Source organism: Stakelama marina (assembly GCF_018122655.1).
Classification (GTDB): Bacteria; Pseudomonadota; Alphaproteobacteria; order Sphingomonadales; family Sphingomonadaceae; genus Sphingomonas; species Sphingomonas marina.
Genome location: NZ_JAGRQC010000002.1, coordinates 224,161 through 238,563 on the forward strand (window position 1 = coordinate 224,161; position 14,403 = coordinate 238,563).

Consider the following 14,403-nt stretch of genomic DNA (forward strand, 5'->3'; position numbering starts at 1 on the left):
GAGACAGGGACGGTTGGGATCAAAGCTTGTCGACGAACGCCTTGTACTTGGCCTCGTCCATCAGTCCTTCGAACTCGCCCGTGTCGGCGAGGTTGAGCTTGAAGAACCAACCCTCTCCCTCCGGGTCGTCGTTGACGAGCGCCGGATTGTCTTCCAGCTCGCCATTCGCCTCGGTCACCGTACCCGAAACGGGCGAATAGACGTCGGAAGCGGCCTTTACCGATTCGACGACCGCAGCCTCGTCGCCCTTCGAAAACTGCTTTCCGGTTTCGGGCGTCTCGACGAACACGATGTCGCCGAGCTGGCTCTGTGCATATTCGGTGATGCCGACGGTCGCGGTGTCGCCGTCCACATCGATCCATTCATGGTCTTCGGTGAAATAACGGGGCATCACTCAGGCTCCTGCACGAACGTAATTGTGGGGGACGAAGGGCATCGCGACGACCTCCGCCTGGTGGATCTTGCCGCGCTGCGACAGATGGATGACGGTGCCGGGCGTGGCGTTCGCCCAGGGCACATATGCCATGGCGATCGGCTTGCCGAGCGTCGGTGCGAAACCGCCCGAGGTAACACGGCCGACCATCGTGCCGTCGGCCTCGACGACATCGGCGCCTTCGCGCACCGGCTGGCGACCATCGACGATCAGCCCGACGCGCTTCTGGATCGCGCCGTCCTCGCGCTCCGTCAGAATGCGCTCGGCGCCGGGAAAGCCGCCCTCCTCGCGCCGGCGCTTCGACAACGCAAAGCCCAGATCGGCCGCGATCGGCGTCGTGTCGGGATCGAGGTCATGGCCATAGAGCGGCAATCCCGCCTCGAGCCGCAGCGAATCGCGCGCGCCGAGGCCGATCGGCTTGACCTCGGGCTCTGCGCAGATCGCATCGGCAAACGCCTCGACCGCGTCCGCCGGCAACGAAATCTCGAACCCGTCCTCGCCGGTATAGCCCGAGCGGCTGATCCACAGCGCATGACCCTGCCAGTCGAAAGCAGCGCCGCGCATGAAGACCAGCTCGGCAACACCCGTCACGAGCCGGTTCAGCGCATCGACCGCCTTCGGCCCCTGGAGCGCCAACAGCGCACGGTCCTCCATATGGTTGATCGTGATCGCATCGGGCAGATGCTCGCGCAGATGGCCGATATCCTCGAACTTCACCGCGCCGTTGACGACGATGTAGAATCCTTCGCTGCCGAACGGGTTCTCCGCCGGAAGCCGTGCCGCCATCAGGTCGTCAAGAATTCCGCCATTGTCGGCGAGCAGCAGCGAATAACGCATCCGGCCTTCGCGCAATATTTTGAAGTCACCTGGCATCAGCGCCTCGATCGCGGTATCGACATCGGCCCCGCTGACGACGAGCTGGCCCATATGGCTGACATCGAACAGCCCCGCCGATTCGCGCGTCCAGTTATGCTCGGCCATCACGCCTTCGTACTGAACGGGCATGTGATACCCGGCGAACGGCACCATCCGGCCACCGCGCGCGCGGTGCCATCCGTCGAGCGGCAGCGTTTTCAGCGTCTCGGTATCGTCGTTCGATTCCACGTCAGGCCTTTCCAGAGAGATCACGCGACAAAGCAAACGCCGAACTGCGCCGCTGCCTTGTCACCCCCTCTGTCATCGACCTGAGAGTTTCACGGGGCCGGCCATGACCGCCCGTTTACCCCTTCGGTGGGACGGGGCGGCTGCCCTGCCCGCTTTCCAGAGTGTCACAGCTCGCGCGGTCCCATAAGCCTGAGAGATTCCGGGGCGGTTGCTCCTTCGGCGGTCCGGAACGCAAATTCCGATACACTCTCCCGCGCGCGCCTATGCCGGTTGCCCGTCATCGACACGCGCAGCCTTGAACAAGCCGCGCGCCCGAGTCAATCGGCCTTGCGTACCGACGCGCCTCAGCGCGTCAGATTATATTTCAGCTGGTCGCTCGTAAGCTGGAAACCGACGAGCGTCTCGAACGTCGCGGCAGCCACCGCCTGGCGTACCGCCGGATCGCTGAGCGGATCGATCGCGGCGCTCTGTTCGCCCGCCTTGCGCTTCTTGGTGATGCGGTCGCGAACATCCTCGGGCAGCGTGGCCGCGGCATGGTTGATGACGCTCGTTCCCTGCGCGGAAACCTGCGCACGCGCCTGACCGGCGTCGAAATGCACCGTCGCCTGCTTGATGCGTTTCGCGATGACGGCCGTCCCGCCGCGGACCACGGTGATGAAATAGGGAAGCGTCACGTCGCGTGCCGCGCTGGTGTCGTTGCGCCGCGCCTCGATATCGAAATTGACCGTCGTGACGACATCGGTGCCGTTATCGCCGCAATCGGAACGGACATTGGTCACGGTCGCGACGACATCGATGGCGTTCGCGGTGCGCGCATCGGCCGGATTGAACAACGTTATGTCGCCCGTTCCTGCCGGCACCGCCACGGTCGGGCAGGTCGTGCGCACGGCGGTGATGCCGCCCGTCGGATCGATTTCTCCGCTCCGCTTGCAGCCAGCGAGTAGCGGGAGGGTCGCCAGGGCGACGACGATTCCGGTCTTGCGCAAATTCACGGTCAAACACACCTTTCAAAACGAACGGGCCGCGCTGGGAAAGCACCGGCCCGGGGCGGCGCGCACCATAGGAACCGGCTTTGCCCCACGCAAGCAATCGCGTACAGGCATCCACGACATGACCGACCAGAAACCCGTTATCGAACTCCTTATCGCCGCGCCGCGCGGATTCTGCGCCGGCGTGGACCGCGCGATCCGCATCGTCGAGGTCGCGCTCGAACGCTATGGCGCGCCAGTCTATGTCCGGCACGAGATCGTCCATAACCGGTTCGTCGTCGACTCGCTGCGCGAAAAGGGCGCGATCTTCGTCGACGAACTGGATGAGGTCCCCGACGACGCCCCTGTGGTCTTTTCCGCGCACGGCGTACCCAAGGCGGTCCCGAACAAGGCCGCCGAGCGCGGGCTGACCTATGTCGATGCGACCTGTCCGCTCGTGTCGAAGGTCCACCGCCAGGCCGAGCGTCTGGTGGGTGGCGGCTATCACATTTTCTTCATCGGCCATTCGGGCCACCCCGAGGTGATCGGCACCTTCGGGCAGGTGCCGCAAGGCAACATGACGCTGATCGAGACGGTCGAAGATGCCGAAAAGGTTGCCCCCGCCGATCCGGACAATGTCGCCTTCCTGACCCAGACGACGCTTTCGGTGGACGATACCGCGGCGACCGTTGCAGTCCTCAAGCGCCGCTTTCCCAAGATCATCGCGCCCAAGGCCGACGACATCTGCTACGCCACGTCCAACCGGCAAGCGGCGGTGAAGGCGATCGCATCCTCGTGCGACTTCGTGCTCATCATCGGCGCGCCCAATTCCTCCAATTCGCTGCGCCTTGTCGAAGTCGCCGAACGCGAAGGCAAGGATGCCAAGCTGATCCAGCGCGCCGACGATCTCGATTTCGAATGGCTGCGCGGTGTTGGTTCGCTAGGCCTTAGCGCGGGCGCATCGGCCCCGGAACTTCTCGTCCGCGAGGTTGTCGACCGGATCGCCACGCGCTTCGAGGTAATCGAACGCGAGGTCGAAACCGCGCGGGAGGACATCGCCTTCAAACTGCCGCGCGGCCTCGAAGCCGCCTGATCGCATGGCGGTTTATACGCAGGTGTCCGCCGAAGCGCTGGGCGACTTTCTGACCCGTTTCGATGTCGGCGAACTCGTGTCCTTCAAGGGGATCGCCGAGGGTGTCGAGAACAGCAACTATCTGGTCGAAACGACACGCGACCGCTTCATCCTGACACTGTATGAAAAGCGCGTCGCGGCCGCCGACCTGCCTTTCTTCATGGCGCTGCTCGACCATCTTGCCGAGCGCGGCCAGCCGGTTCCGCCCGCAATTGCCGACCGCGAGGGTCGCGAGATCCACGAACTTTGCGGGCGTCCGGCATGCCTTATCCGGTTTCTGCCCGGCGTATCGCTGAGCGAACCGACGGCGGAGCAGGCACGCGCGGCGGGCACGGCGATGGGCAAGATGCACGCGGCGTTGACCGATTTCGACCTTGCCCGCGAGAACACGATGGGCGTCGAGCACTGGCAGCCGCTGTTCGACAAATGCGGCAAGAGCCTGAACGAGATTTCGCAGGGGCTATATGACGATCTGGGCTTTCAACTGGACGAGGTGCTGAGCGCTTGGCCAGCCGAAACCCAAATGCCTCGTTCGGTTATTCATGCGGACCTGTTTCCGGACAATGTCCTGATGCTTGGCGACGACGTAACGGGGCTGATCGACTTCTATTTCGCCTGCACCGATTTTCGTGCCTACGACATTGCGGTGATGCACAGCGCATGGTCGTTCGACAACGAAGGTCGTCGCTTTGACCGCGAAATCGGTAATGCTCTGCTCGACGGCTATCAGAAAATCGTTCCCTTCGAGGCCGCCGAGCGGGCGGCGCTGGTCGATCTGGCGCGCGGGGCGTGCATCCGGTTTCTTCTGTCCCGCGCCTGGGACTGGCTGAACACCCCCGCTGACGCGATGGTCACGCGCAAGGACCCGATGGCCTATTGGCGGCGGCTGGAGACCTATGACGCCATGGACGGTCTGTTCGCATGACCGACCTCCCTCATGTCGAGATCGCGACCGACGGCGCGTGCAAGGGCAATCCCGGCCCCGGCGGTTGGGGCGTATTGCTGCGTTCGGGCGACACCGAAAAGGAACTGTCGGGCGGAGAGGCGAACACCACCAATAACCGCATGGAACTGACCGCGGCGATCGAAGGGCTGCGCGCGCTGAAGCGCCCGTGCCGCGTCACGCTATCGACCGACAGCCGCTACGTCATGGACGGCCTGACCAAATGGATTCACGGCTGGCGCCGCAACGGCTGGAAGACCGCGGCCAAGAAACCGGTCAAGAATGCCGAGCTATGGCAGGAACTGCTCGCCGCCGCCAAGCCGCACGAGGTCGAGTGGGTCTGGGTAAAGGGCCATGCCGGGCATCCCGACAACGAGCGCGCAGACAAGCTGGCGAGCGACGCCGCGCTCGCCAGCTAGCAGGGTTCAGCGCTCCGGAAGGTCGGTCACTTCCGACGATATCTTCCACTTGTCGATATCGCCTTCGCGCGCATGTTCGTCGATCGCGCGCAGTTCCTCGTCGCTGAAATCGAGGCTCTTCACCGCGTCGAGCGAGTCGTCGAGCTGTTCGACCGTCCGCGCGCCGATCAGCGCAGAGGTGACGCGCGGATCGCGCAGCACCCATGCAATCGCCATCTGGGCCAGCGTCTGGCCGCGCTTTTCGGCTATCGCGTTCAGCTTGCGCAGCCGTTCGATATTGTCGTCGCTGAGCATGCCGCGGTCGAGCGAGCCTTCTTTCGCCGCGCGCGAATCCTTCGGCACCCCGTTCAGATATTTGTCGGTCAGCATGCCCTGCGCCAGCGCGGAAAAGGCAATGCAGCCGATGCCGAGATCGTCGAGCGTATCCAGCAGTTCGTCCTCGATCCAGCGGTTGAGCATCGAATAGCTCGGCTGATGGATCAGCACCGGCACCTTGTATTCGGCGAGGATAGCCGAGGCCTTGCGCGTCAGTTCGGGCGAATAGCTGGAAATGCCGACATACAGCGCCTTGCCTTGCTGGTGGATGGTCGCGAGCGCGCCCATCGTTTCCTCAAGCGGCGTCTTCGGATCGACGCGGTGCGAATAGAAGATGTCGACATAGTCGAGTCCCATCCGCTTCAGGCTCTGGTCGCAGCTCGCGATCAGATATTTGCGGCTGCCGCCGATATCGCCATACGGCCCCGGCCACATGTCCCAGCCGGCCTTGGTCGAGATAATCAGCTCGTCGCGATGCGAAGCAAAATCCGACGCCATGACGCGACCGAAATTCTCCTCGGCCGACCCGTAGGGCGGGCCGTAATTGTTCGCGAGGTCGAAATGCGTGACACCGCGGTCGAACGCGCGGCGCAGCATCGCGCGGCCGGTCTCGAACACATCCTCTCCGCCGAAATTCTGCCACAGGCCGAGCGTGATCGCCGGCAGATCAAGTCCCGACCGCCCACAGCGGCGATAGGGCATGCGGCCGTCATAGCGGTTGGAGTCTGCAACATAGGGCTGTGGAAAGGACATTGGTTCTCCTCGATCGATGGAAACGAACTCTAGCGACGAAAGCGCGAGGGCGAATAACGATCCATGTCGATCGCAGCCACCATCGCCGCGGGCTCCTGTCCCAGCAGCAGCGCCGCACCGATCTCGGCCGCCGCCGGCGCTGTCTGGATGCCGAAGCCACCCTGACCCGCGAACCAGAAAAAGCCCGGCGTATCGGGCGCGAAGCCGTACACCGGCAGCCGGTCTGGCGCGAAGCTGCGCAGCCCCGCCCATTTGCGTTCGACCGCCTCGATCCGCCAATCGACTGCCGATTGCAGCCGCTCGATGGCGAGCGCGACATCGATTTCGTCGGGCGCTGCGTCGCATGGGTCGCTTGGGATTTCGTCGTGCGGGGACAGCCACAAGCGCCCGCCCGGTTCGGGCTTGAAATAGAATTCGCCGCGAATGTCGCTGACCAGCGGCAGGTCGGCGGGCGCGGGCGGATCGATGCGGAGCTGGACCATCGTGCGGCGATAGGGCTGGATGCCGAGCGGCGCTGCGCCCGCCAGCCTGGCAACCGAATCGGCCCAGGCCCCGGCCGCATCGACCACCACCGCCGTTTGCAGTGTCGTGCCGTCGGCAAGCGTCAGCGACCAGCCGTCATCCTCGCGCTTCGCCGCGACAAGCCCTGCGCGGGTCCTGAGCTCGACACCGTGGCGGCGCGCGTCGGACAGATATGCCGCGTGCAGGCGCGCAACATCGATATCGGTGCAGCTCGGCCCCCACAGCGCGGCGTCCCAGCCCGCCTTCATTCCGGTCACGAAGCGGTGCGCCGAGGTCGCTTCGATGGACACGCCACTACCGGCAAAGTCCGCCTGAAAACGGTCGAGCAGCGGCTCGTCGCCCGGTCTCGCGATCAGCAGTTCGCCGCGGCGGGTCAGGAATCCTTCTCCGCCATGGCTGGCGGGCGGATTGCGCAGAAATTCGCCCGAAGCGGTGGTGAGCGGCTGGACCCCGGGACCACCATAGGTTTCCGACCAGAAAGCCGCCGACCGCCCGGTTGCGTGATAGCCCGGCAGGTCCTCGGCCTCGAGCAGGACGACGCGCGCGCGGCCGCGAATTGCGGACGCCAGACTCGCTCCGGCCATGCCGGCGCCGACAATGGCAATATCGGTACGCATCAGAGCGGCGGTGCCCGTTCCGTCAGAAATGCATCGATCGCGGCGATGGCGCGGTCGCGAACCGGATCGACCTCGCGCAGGATCTCATGCGCCGATTCGTCGCCGAATCGCACGGTCCGGGCATTGGGCAATTTGCCGACGATCGCAGCGGCAGCCTTCGGATCGACCAGTCGGTCGGCATCGGCGATCACCGCGAGCAGCGGCACCTTCATCAACGGCAGCGCGGGATTTTCGCGCAAGCCCCGTGTCGACCGGAACGCCTCGATCAACCAGCGCCAGCTCGGCGGACCGAGCAGGAGCTCGGGCTTTTCGGTCTGCCAGTAAATTTCGTCGAGATAGCGTTCATGGTCATGCGTCAAAAGCGCTTCGCGGGTAGCCGTGGTGTGCGGCTTTTCGTTCGCCTTCCACGCGAGCCGCGTCGGCTTTCCGATGCTTCCCATCAGCCGCGCAAGCCATTCGCCGAACCCCGCGTTGATCGGCGCCTTCAGCCCCAGCATCGGCGCGATCAGGACCGCTGCGTCGGGTGAAATCGCGCCCTCGACCAGACCGCGCAGGATCAGGTGCCCGCCCATCGAATGGCCCATCACCACCTTCGGGCCCGTCGCCGATTCGGCCCAGTCGCGCCAAAAGGCGCGCAGGTCGCCGATATAATCGGCGAAATCCTCGATATCGCCGCAATGCGGATTGTCGGTGATTCGACCCGATCCGCCCTGCCCGCGCCAATCGAACCAGGTCAGCGACCAGCCCTGGGCGTGCCAATGGTGAAATGTTTCGAAATATTTTTCGACGATATCGCCGCGCCCGCCCTGGAAGAGAATGCTTCCGCGCTGCGCGCCCGCTTCGGCAGGCCAGTCGAATCGCCGCAGCGGCCAGCCATCGGGCGCGCGCCATTCGCTGATCCGAGCACCGGAGGGAATCGTTCGGCGAAGGGAGGAAGGCGTAGTCATCGGCGTCATGGTTACGTTTTGGAAAGCCATCGCGTCTAGGGATTTGGTGCGATGGTGGGGGAATATCTCTTTGCAGCGACGCTCGGCGCGCTCGTGCTCCTGCTGGTTTCGGCCGGCATCGAGGACGCACGCACGCGCGAAATCGCCAATTGGAAGAACCTGGCCATTGCGGTGCTCGCGCCGGCCTGGTGGGTTGCGAACGGCCTCGATCCATGGCCCGACATGGCGCTTCAGCTCTCACTTGGCGCCGGTGTCCTGGCGCTGTTCGCCTGCGCTTTTGCGCTCGGCCAGATGGGCGGCGGCGATGTGAAGCTGCTCGCGGCGCTGGCGCTCTGGCTGCCCTTCCAGCCGCTCATATGGATGCTGGTGCTGATGTCGGTGCTCGGCGGCGTGCTGACGCTGCTGATGCTGATCGACAAATGGGTGCGCCGTTCGCGCGCCGTTCCAGAGATTCCCTACGGCGTCGCGATCGCGATCGCGACGCTGCTCGTTTTTCGTGAACCGATATTTAACCAGTTCGGGTGAAATTAACGCCGGAGCAACCGGACCATTTTCCGAAAGGCCTCGTACGTCATGGATGGAAAGAAGATCATCCTTCTGGTTGGCGCCCTTGTCGTGGCAGCCCTCACCGCCTTCATGGCGCGCAGCCTGATGGTCGGCACGCCCGCACCGACGGCGACCGCCGAACAGAAGGTCCGCACCGTTCCCGGCAAGGAAGTGCTGGTGGCGACGAAGGCGCTGCCCGTCGGCACCATCCTCGATCCTTCGGCGATGAAATTTCAGCCCTGGCCCGAAGAACTCGTCACCGACGCCTATTATCTGCGCGACAAGACCGACCTGAAGTCGCTTCAGGGAACGGTCGTGCGTTTCCCCATCCCCGCCGGCCAGCCGCTCACGCAAGGCTCGCTCGTCAAGCCGGGTGACCGGGGCTTCCTGGCGGCCGCTCTGACGCCCGGCATGCGCGCGGTGACGGTACCGGTTTCGTCGCAAAGCGCGGTTGCGGGCTTCGTCTTTCCGGGCGACCGGGTCGACCTCGTCCTGACCCAGTCGGTCGAAGGCGGCGGCGACGGTCCGCCGCTCAAGGTTTCCGAAACGGTGCTGCGCAACCTGCGCGTGCTGGCCACCGACCAGCGTACATCGAACGCGGTCGATGATGAGGGCAAGCCCGTCGTCGATCCCTATTCGACGATCACGGTCGAGGCGACGCCCAAGATCGCGGAACAGATCGCGGTTGCGCAAACGCTCGGTTCGCTTTCGCTGTCGCTGCGTCCGCTGGCGGACAGCTCGACCGATCTCGAACAGGCGATCGCCTCTGGCAAGGTGACCGTGCCCGACGGCGACGATCCTGCCGCCGAGGACAAGATGATCGAAACCGCCGATGCGCGCCCGGTAACGGGCGGCGGTTATCAGACCGGCGCGGACGTTTCCCGGTTCCAGCGCCGCACTGTGCCCGGCAAGGCGCAGCAAAGCTCCGGTTTCAACGGGCCTGCAGCACCGTCTGCCGGTGCGCCGTTCCCGGGTTCGAATTCAGCAAATGTGACGGGACCCAGCGTCCGTGTTGCGCGAGGCAACAGCGTGACCGTGGTTCCGGTCGGGGGGAAGAACTAGGATGCGTATCAAGGGCAATCTGCTGAGCGTTCCGATGGCAGCCGCCGTCGCGATCGCCACCGCGACGACGCCTTCCGCGCCGACTAGCGCGCAGACCGTGCGTCCCGAACCGACGAGCGTCGTTCAGCTCGACATCGGTCGTGGCCGGCTGGTTACGCTGTCGGCTCCGATGTCCGACCTCTTCGTCGCCGACGACAAGGTCGCCGATGTTCAGGTCCGCTCGCCCACCCAGCTCTATATCTTTGCCAAGGGCGCGGGCGAAACCAACGTCTACGCCACGTCCAAATCGGGCGCGGTCGTATATGCGACCACGGTTCGCGTCGGCCAGAATTTCAACTCGCTGCAATCGATGCTGTCGCTCGCGATGCCCGATGCGAAGATCGCAACGCACACGATGAACGGCGTCATTCTCCTGACCGGCACCGTCGCCAACCCCGACGATGCCGCCGAGGCGGAACAGCTCGTCCAGGCGTTTGTGGGCGACAAGACCAAGGTCATCACCCGGCTGAAGACCGCAGTGCCGCTCCAGGTCAATCTGCAGGTCAAATTTGCCGAGGTCAGCCGCAGCTTTGCCAAGACCATCGGCAATAACCTCCAGACTCGCGACACCACCGGCGGCTTCCAGTTCGGCGTTGCTTCGGGCCGCTCGGTCGGAACGATCGGGTCGGTCGACACCTCGTCGCTGCCGCAGCTCGACGCATCGTCGCGCTTCGGTTTTCCGGCAGGCACCATCTCGCTGCCCTATGATCCGAAGATCGGCGACTTCGTCTATCCGAACACGGGCACGAAGTTCGACTTCTCGAACCTTGGCAAGGGTGGCACGCGGACGGCGCTCGGCTATGCCGGCAAGCTTCTGGGTCTCGATATCCTCGGCGCACTCGACCTTGGCGAGAAGCTCGGTCAGGTGACGACGCTCAACACGACGAACCTGTCGGCGCTGTCGGGTGAGACGGGCTCGTTCCTCGCCGGCGGCGAAATTCCGATCCCGATCAGCCAGGGGCTGGGTGCGGTATCGGTGCAGTACAAGCAATATGGCGTCAGCCTTTCCTACACGCCGACGGTGCTTTCGGACGGCCGCATCTCGCTGCGTGTCCGCCCGGAGGTTTCGCAGCTTTCGGCAGCGGGCGCGGTGACGCTGCAGAACGGCGTCCAGATCCCAGCGCTGACGACACGCCGCGCCGAAACGACGATCGAGGTCGGATCGGGGCAGAGCTTCATGATCGCCGGACTGTTGTCGAACAACCATCAGAACTCGATCGACAAGACGCCGGGCATCGGCGACATGCCGATCCTCGGCGCGCTGTTCCGCTCGAACGAGTTCCAGCGCAACGAAACCGAGCTGATGATCGTCATCACGCCGTATCTGGTGAAGCCGGTCAATCCGGATCAGATCGTCCTGCCGACCGACGGCTACAAGGCGCCGACCGATCTGGAGCGTGTGTTCCTCGGCAAGATGGAAAGCGGCAAATCGGGCACCAAACGGCCGATGCCGACCATGGCGCCGCAGGGCGATCCGGCACCGTCGCTGGGCGCCTCGACGCCGCTGCCGACGGGGCCCAAGCTGCCTGAAAAGAACGACAAGCCCGCAGCGGTCGCACCGCGCAAGATGGCCGGAGACGACGGCCACAGCCCCGCCCCCGGCTTCAGCAACCAGTAACCCGAAGGTCCAGGAGATCATCATGGTTTCGCGTCTATCGATCCTCGCACCGGTCGCCTCGGCGCTGTTGCTCGCGGGCTGTTCGGGTAACGGCTATCGCGGTCTCGAATCGCAGCATCAGCCGGTCGTCAGCCGCAGCGAATATGCCATCGATCTGGCAACGCAGGGCAACAGCCTTGCGCCGGGCGAGGCACAGCGCCTTGCCGGCTGGATGGGTTCGATGCGGCTTGGCTACGGCGACCGCGTCTATGTCGATGATCCCACCGGCTATGCCCCGGCGGCGCGCGACGTGGTCGCGACCGAGGCATCGCGCTACGGCCTGCTGCTCAGCGATACCGCGCCGGTGACGCCCGGCCCGATCGCCGACGGCACGGTGCGCGTCGTTGTCACGCGCATGCGCGCAAGCGTGCCCGACTGCCCGAAATATGACGGCGCCGAAGAATTCAACTTCAACGGCCATACCAGCGCCAATTACGGCTGCGCGACCAATTCCAATCTCGCGGCAATGGTCGCGCGGCCGGAGGATCTGGTCCGCGGCCAGGCCGGCGCGGACACCAGCGACACCGATTCGGCTATCAAGGCGATCACCACCTATCGCGAGGCCAAGCCGACCGGGGCCGATGGCCTGAAGACCGAAAGCACGCAGAGCGGAGGCAGCAACTGATGAATGCTCCCTGGACAGCGGGCCGCGCAACGCAGCGTGATCCCTTCGTCGCCTTTGCATGCGACGAAACCACCGCCGAGGCGCTCCGCCCGATCGCGGTCGAACAGGGCTGGTCGCCCGAAAAGGTGCACAAGGGCGGACTGCGCAATGCCGTGCAGACGCTTTCGGTATCGGCGAGTCCCAATATCCTGTTCGTCGATCTTTCCGAATCCGGCGATCCGCTGAACGACATCAATGCGCTGGCAGAGGTGTGCGAACCGGGAACGATCGTGATCGCCGCGGGGCAGGTTAACGATGTCCGGCTGTACCGCGATCTCGTTGCGAGCGGCATTCAGGACTATCTCCTCAAACCGCTCAACCCCGACGTGGTTCGCGAAGCCTTTGTCCAGGCGCAGGCGGCGCTGACCGCGCCGAAGCTTGCCGAAGAGACCGTCGACCGGCCGCACTGCGCGATGGCGGTGATCGGCACGCGCGGCGGCGTCGGCGCTTCGACGATCGCGACGTCGCTCGCATGGTTGCTCAGCAACAAGGGCGGGCGCACGACCGGTTTCCTCGACCTCGACGTCCATTTCGGCACCGGGGCACTCGCGCTCGACCTCGAACCAGGCCGCGGCCTGACCGACGCGATCGAGAATCCCAGCCGTATCGACGGCCTGTTCATCGAACGCGCGATGGTCCGCGCGTCGGACAAGCTGGCGGTGCTGTCGGCCGAGGCGCCGATCAACTCGCCGGTGATGACCGACGGTTCGGCATTCTTCCAGTTGCAGGAAGAGCTGCGTCACGCGTTCGAATGCACGGTGATCGACCTGCCGCGCGCGATGCTGGTGCAACATCCCGCGCTCATCAGCGACGTGCAGACCGCCGTGATCGTCACCGAATTCACGCTGGCCGCAGCACGCGACGCGATCCGCATTCTGTCATGGTTCAAATCGAACGCGCCGCAAACCCGGCTGTTCATCGTCGCCAATCGCGTCCATCCGGCCAGCCAGCTGGAGATTTCGCGCAAGGACTTTGAAGGGTCGATCGAGCGCAAGGTCGATTTCGTCGTACCCTTCGACCAGAAGCTGACCGCGCAGGCCGCCAAACTCGGCAAGCCCGTCGCAGAGGCCGGCAAGAATTCGAAAACTGTCGCCCCGCTCATCCAGCTCGCCGAAAGCGTCGTCGAGGTAAGCGAGACCGGCGACGCCGGCGCCGGCAAGAATGACAGGAAGGGCAAGGGCGGATCGCTGCTCGGCAAGCTGACCGCGCTGCGGCCCAAGCCCGAAAAGGCGGCGAAGAAGAAGTAACCGACGCCCGCGCGGCGTCGCGGGCAGCGTGCAAGTGGAGGCAGGATCGGCGTGAACATATTGCCGCTCATGATGATGAGCATCGGCGCGTTCGTCGTACTCGCCATGCTGGTATTCGCCTTTTCAGGCCCGTCGGCATCGCGCGCGAGCGCGCGCCGGCTGACATCGCTGCGCACGCGCCATGCCGAAACCGCGTCGGCGAAGATGGAAGCGCAGATGCGCCGCATCACCGCCAGCCGCGCGACCAAATGGGATGTCGCAACGGCGCGCTTCCTGCCCAACCCCGCGCTCCTCAAACAACGCCTCGGCATGACGGGCAAGACGTGGACGGTCGGCCAGTACGGCATGGCGACCGTCGGCATCGTCGCCGTTTCGGCGATCATGCTCTGGACACAGGGGGCGCCCTTCCTGCTCGCGTTGCTGCTCGGGATGTTCCTTGGCATCGGCCTGCCGCATTTCGCGGTCGGCTTTCTCATCAAGCGCCGGGTGACCAAGTTCACGATCAAGTTTCCCGATGCGATCGAACTGCTCGTCCGCGGGCTTCGCTCCGGTCTTCCGATCACCGAGACGATGGGCGTCGTCGGTGCCGAAATCGAAGGTCCGGTGGGCGAGGAATTTCGCGCCATCGCGGACAAGATGAAGATCGGACGGACGCTCGATGTGGCGCTTCAGGAAACTGCGGACCGGCTCGGCACGCCCGAATTCCAGTTCTTCGTCATCACCATCGCCATCCAGCGCGAAACGGGCGGCAACCTGGCCGAAACGCTGGCGAACCTTGCCGATGTGCTGCGCAAGCGCATGCAGATGAAACTGAAGATCAAGGCGATGTCGTCCGAATCCAAGGCGTCGGCCTATATCGTCGGATCGCTGCCGTTCATCGTGTTCGGCCTGATCTGGATGATCAACAATTCGTACATGCAGAATTTCTTCGTCGACGAGCGATTGATGGTCGCCGGCATCGGCGGGCTGGTGTGGATGGGCATCGGTGCATTCATCATGGCCAAGATGGTCAATTTCGAGATCTGAGGGAGGCGC

15 protein-coding genes and 1 riboswitch are annotated in these 14,403 nt (G+C 64.5%); of the genes, 9 read left to right on the top strand and 6 right to left on the bottom strand.

Annotation, left to right across the window (positions count from 1 at the left end):
• Positions 1-19 precede the first annotated feature (19 nt).
• From gcvH to J7S20_RS07580, 3 genes are all read right to left on the bottom strand, one after another.
• The gene (gcvH, locus tag J7S20_RS07570; protein ID WP_284053636.1) at positions 20-391 is read right to left on the bottom strand and encodes a glycine cleavage system protein GcvH; all 372 of its coding nucleotides are present in this window, start codon (positions 389-391) and stop codon (positions 20-22) included.
• A gap of 3 nt (positions 392-394) precedes the next feature.
• Positions 395-1,537 (bottom strand): glycine cleavage system aminomethyltransferase GcvT, encoded by a 1,143-nt coding sequence (gene gcvT / locus J7S20_RS07575; RefSeq protein WP_284053637.1) that lies wholly within the window; start codon positions 1,535-1,537, stop codon positions 395-397.
• A 166-nt stretch (positions 1,538-1,703) separates the two neighbouring features.
• A riboswitch (glycine riboswitch) is annotated at positions 1,704-1,801 on the bottom strand.
• A gap of 80 nt (positions 1,802-1,881) precedes the next feature.
• Positions 1,882-2,529: a hypothetical protein gene (locus tag J7S20_RS07580; protein WP_284054038.1), complete on the bottom strand. Its 648-nt coding sequence runs from the start codon at positions 2,527-2,529 to the stop codon at positions 1,882-1,884.
• Positions 2,530-2,647: 118 nt separating this feature from the next.
• Here J7S20_RS07580 and ispH point away from each other — a divergent pair, with 118 nt between their 5' ends.
• From ispH to rnhA, 3 genes are read left to right on the top strand one after another with little or no spacing between them, the layout of a single operon-like run.
• On the top strand, positions 2,648-3,598 hold the full coding sequence (gene ispH, locus J7S20_RS07585; RefSeq protein WP_284053638.1) for a 4-hydroxy-3-methylbut-2-enyl diphosphate reductase: 951 nt from the start codon (positions 2,648-2,650) through the stop codon (positions 3,596-3,598).
• A gap of 4 nt (positions 3,599-3,602) precedes the next feature.
• Positions 3,603-4,562, top strand: a complete 960-nt coding sequence (gene thrB, locus J7S20_RS07590; protein WP_284053639.1) for a homoserine kinase — start codon at positions 3,603-3,605, stop codon at positions 4,560-4,562.
• The gene (rnhA, locus tag J7S20_RS07595) at positions 4,559-4,999 is read left to right on the top strand and encodes a ribonuclease HI (RefSeq protein ID WP_284053640.1); all 441 of its coding nucleotides are present in this window, start codon (positions 4,559-4,561) and stop codon (positions 4,997-4,999) included. The genes thrB and rnhA overlap by 4 nt, the downstream gene beginning before the upstream one ends.
• Positions 5,000-5,005: 6 nt before the next feature.
• Here the strand turns inward: rnhA and mgrA are convergent, their stop codons facing one another.
• Genes mgrA through J7S20_RS07610 form a run of 3 tightly spaced genes read right to left on the bottom strand, consistent with a single transcriptional unit; the run spans position 5,006 to position 8,153 of the window.
• Positions 5,006-6,067 carry an L-glyceraldehyde 3-phosphate reductase gene (gene mgrA / locus J7S20_RS07600; RefSeq protein ID WP_284053641.1) on the bottom strand — a complete coding sequence of 354 codons (1,062 nt, stop codon included), beginning with the start codon at positions 6,065-6,067 and terminating at the stop codon, positions 5,006-5,008.
• Positions 6,068-6,096: 29 nt separating this feature from the next.
• Positions 6,097-7,206 (bottom strand): NAD(P)/FAD-dependent oxidoreductase, encoded by a 1,110-nt coding sequence (locus J7S20_RS07605; RefSeq protein WP_284053642.1) that lies wholly within the window; start codon positions 7,204-7,206, stop codon positions 6,097-6,099.
• Complete coding sequence (locus J7S20_RS07610) at positions 7,206-8,153, bottom strand: alpha/beta hydrolase (protein ID WP_284054039.1); 948 nt, start codon at positions 8,151-8,153, stop codon at positions 7,206-7,208. Before J7S20_RS07610 ends, J7S20_RS07605 begins: the two co-directional genes overlap by 1 nt.
• Before the next feature lie 51 nt (positions 8,154-8,204).
• Here J7S20_RS07610 and J7S20_RS07615 point away from each other — a divergent pair, with 51 nt between their 5' ends.
• From J7S20_RS07615 to J7S20_RS07640, 6 genes are read left to right on the top strand one after another with little or no spacing between them, the layout of a single operon-like run.
• A complete protein-coding gene (locus J7S20_RS07615; protein ID WP_284053643.1) occupies positions 8,205-8,678 on the top strand; it encodes an A24 family peptidase in 474 nt (157 codons plus the stop codon).
• A 48-nt stretch (positions 8,679-8,726) separates the two neighbouring features.
• Entirely contained in the window at positions 8,727-9,761 is a 1,035-nt protein-coding gene (gene cpaB / locus J7S20_RS07620) for a Flp pilus assembly protein CpaB (protein WP_284053644.1), read from the top strand.
• 1 nt (position 9,762) lies between these two features.
• Positions 9,763-11,418, top strand: a complete 1,656-nt coding sequence (locus J7S20_RS07625) for a type II and III secretion system protein family protein (RefSeq protein ID WP_284053645.1) — start codon at positions 9,763-9,765, stop codon at positions 11,416-11,418.
• Positions 11,419-11,440: 22 nt separating this feature from the next.
• Positions 11,441-12,082: a CpaD family pilus assembly protein gene (locus J7S20_RS07630; protein WP_284053646.1), complete on the top strand. Its 642-nt coding sequence runs from the start codon at positions 11,441-11,443 to the stop codon at positions 12,080-12,082.
• The gene (locus J7S20_RS07635) at positions 12,082-13,368 is read left to right on the top strand and encodes a CpaE/TadZ family protein (RefSeq protein WP_284053647.1); all 1,287 of its coding nucleotides are present in this window, start codon (positions 12,082-12,084) and stop codon (positions 13,366-13,368) included. The genes J7S20_RS07630 and J7S20_RS07635 overlap by 1 nt, the downstream gene beginning before the upstream one ends.
• A 51-nt stretch (positions 13,369-13,419) precedes the next feature.
• Positions 13,420-14,394, top strand: coding sequence for a type II secretion system F family protein (locus tag J7S20_RS07640; protein WP_284053648.1), 975 nt, complete (start codon positions 13,420-13,422; stop codon positions 14,392-14,394).
• The last annotated feature ends 9 nt before the right edge of the window (positions 14,395-14,403 follow it).

Coding starts and splice junctions, on each gene's coding strand:
- mgrA (WP_284053641.1), bottom strand. CDS start 6,067: ATGTCCTTTCCACAGCCCTATGTTGCAGACTCCAACCGCTATGACGGC.
- gcvH (WP_284053636.1), bottom strand. CDS start 391: ATGCCCCGTTATTTCACCGAAGACCATGAATGGATCGATGTGGACGGC.
- J7S20_RS07635 (WP_284053647.1), top strand. CDS start 12,082: ATGAATGCTCCCTGGACAGCGGGCCGCGCAACGCAGCGTGATCCCTTC.
- J7S20_RS07615 (WP_284053643.1), top strand. CDS start 8,205: ATGGTGGGGGAATATCTCTTTGCAGCGACGCTCGGCGCGCTCGTGCTC.
- thrB (WP_284053639.1), top strand. CDS start 3,603: ATGGCGGTTTATACGCAGGTGTCCGCCGAAGCGCTGGGCGACTTTCTG.
- J7S20_RS07605 (WP_284053642.1), bottom strand. CDS start 7,206: ATGCGTACCGATATTGCCATTGTCGGCGCCGGCATGGCCGGAGCGAGT.
- J7S20_RS07610 (WP_284054039.1), bottom strand. CDS start 8,153: ATGACTACGCCTTCCTCCCTTCGCCGAACGATTCCCTCCGGTGCTCGG.
- J7S20_RS07625 (WP_284053645.1), top strand. CDS start 9,763: ATGCGTATCAAGGGCAATCTGCTGAGCGTTCCGATGGCAGCCGCCGTC.
- ispH (WP_284053638.1), top strand. CDS start 2,648: ATGACCGACCAGAAACCCGTTATCGAACTCCTTATCGCCGCGCCGCGC.
- J7S20_RS07630 (WP_284053646.1), top strand. CDS start 11,441: ATGGTTTCGCGTCTATCGATCCTCGCACCGGTCGCCTCGGCGCTGTTG.
- cpaB (WP_284053644.1), top strand. CDS start 8,727: ATGGATGGAAAGAAGATCATCCTTCTGGTTGGCGCCCTTGTCGTGGCA.
- rnhA (WP_284053640.1), top strand. CDS start 4,559: ATGACCGACCTCCCTCATGTCGAGATCGCGACCGACGGCGCGTGCAAG.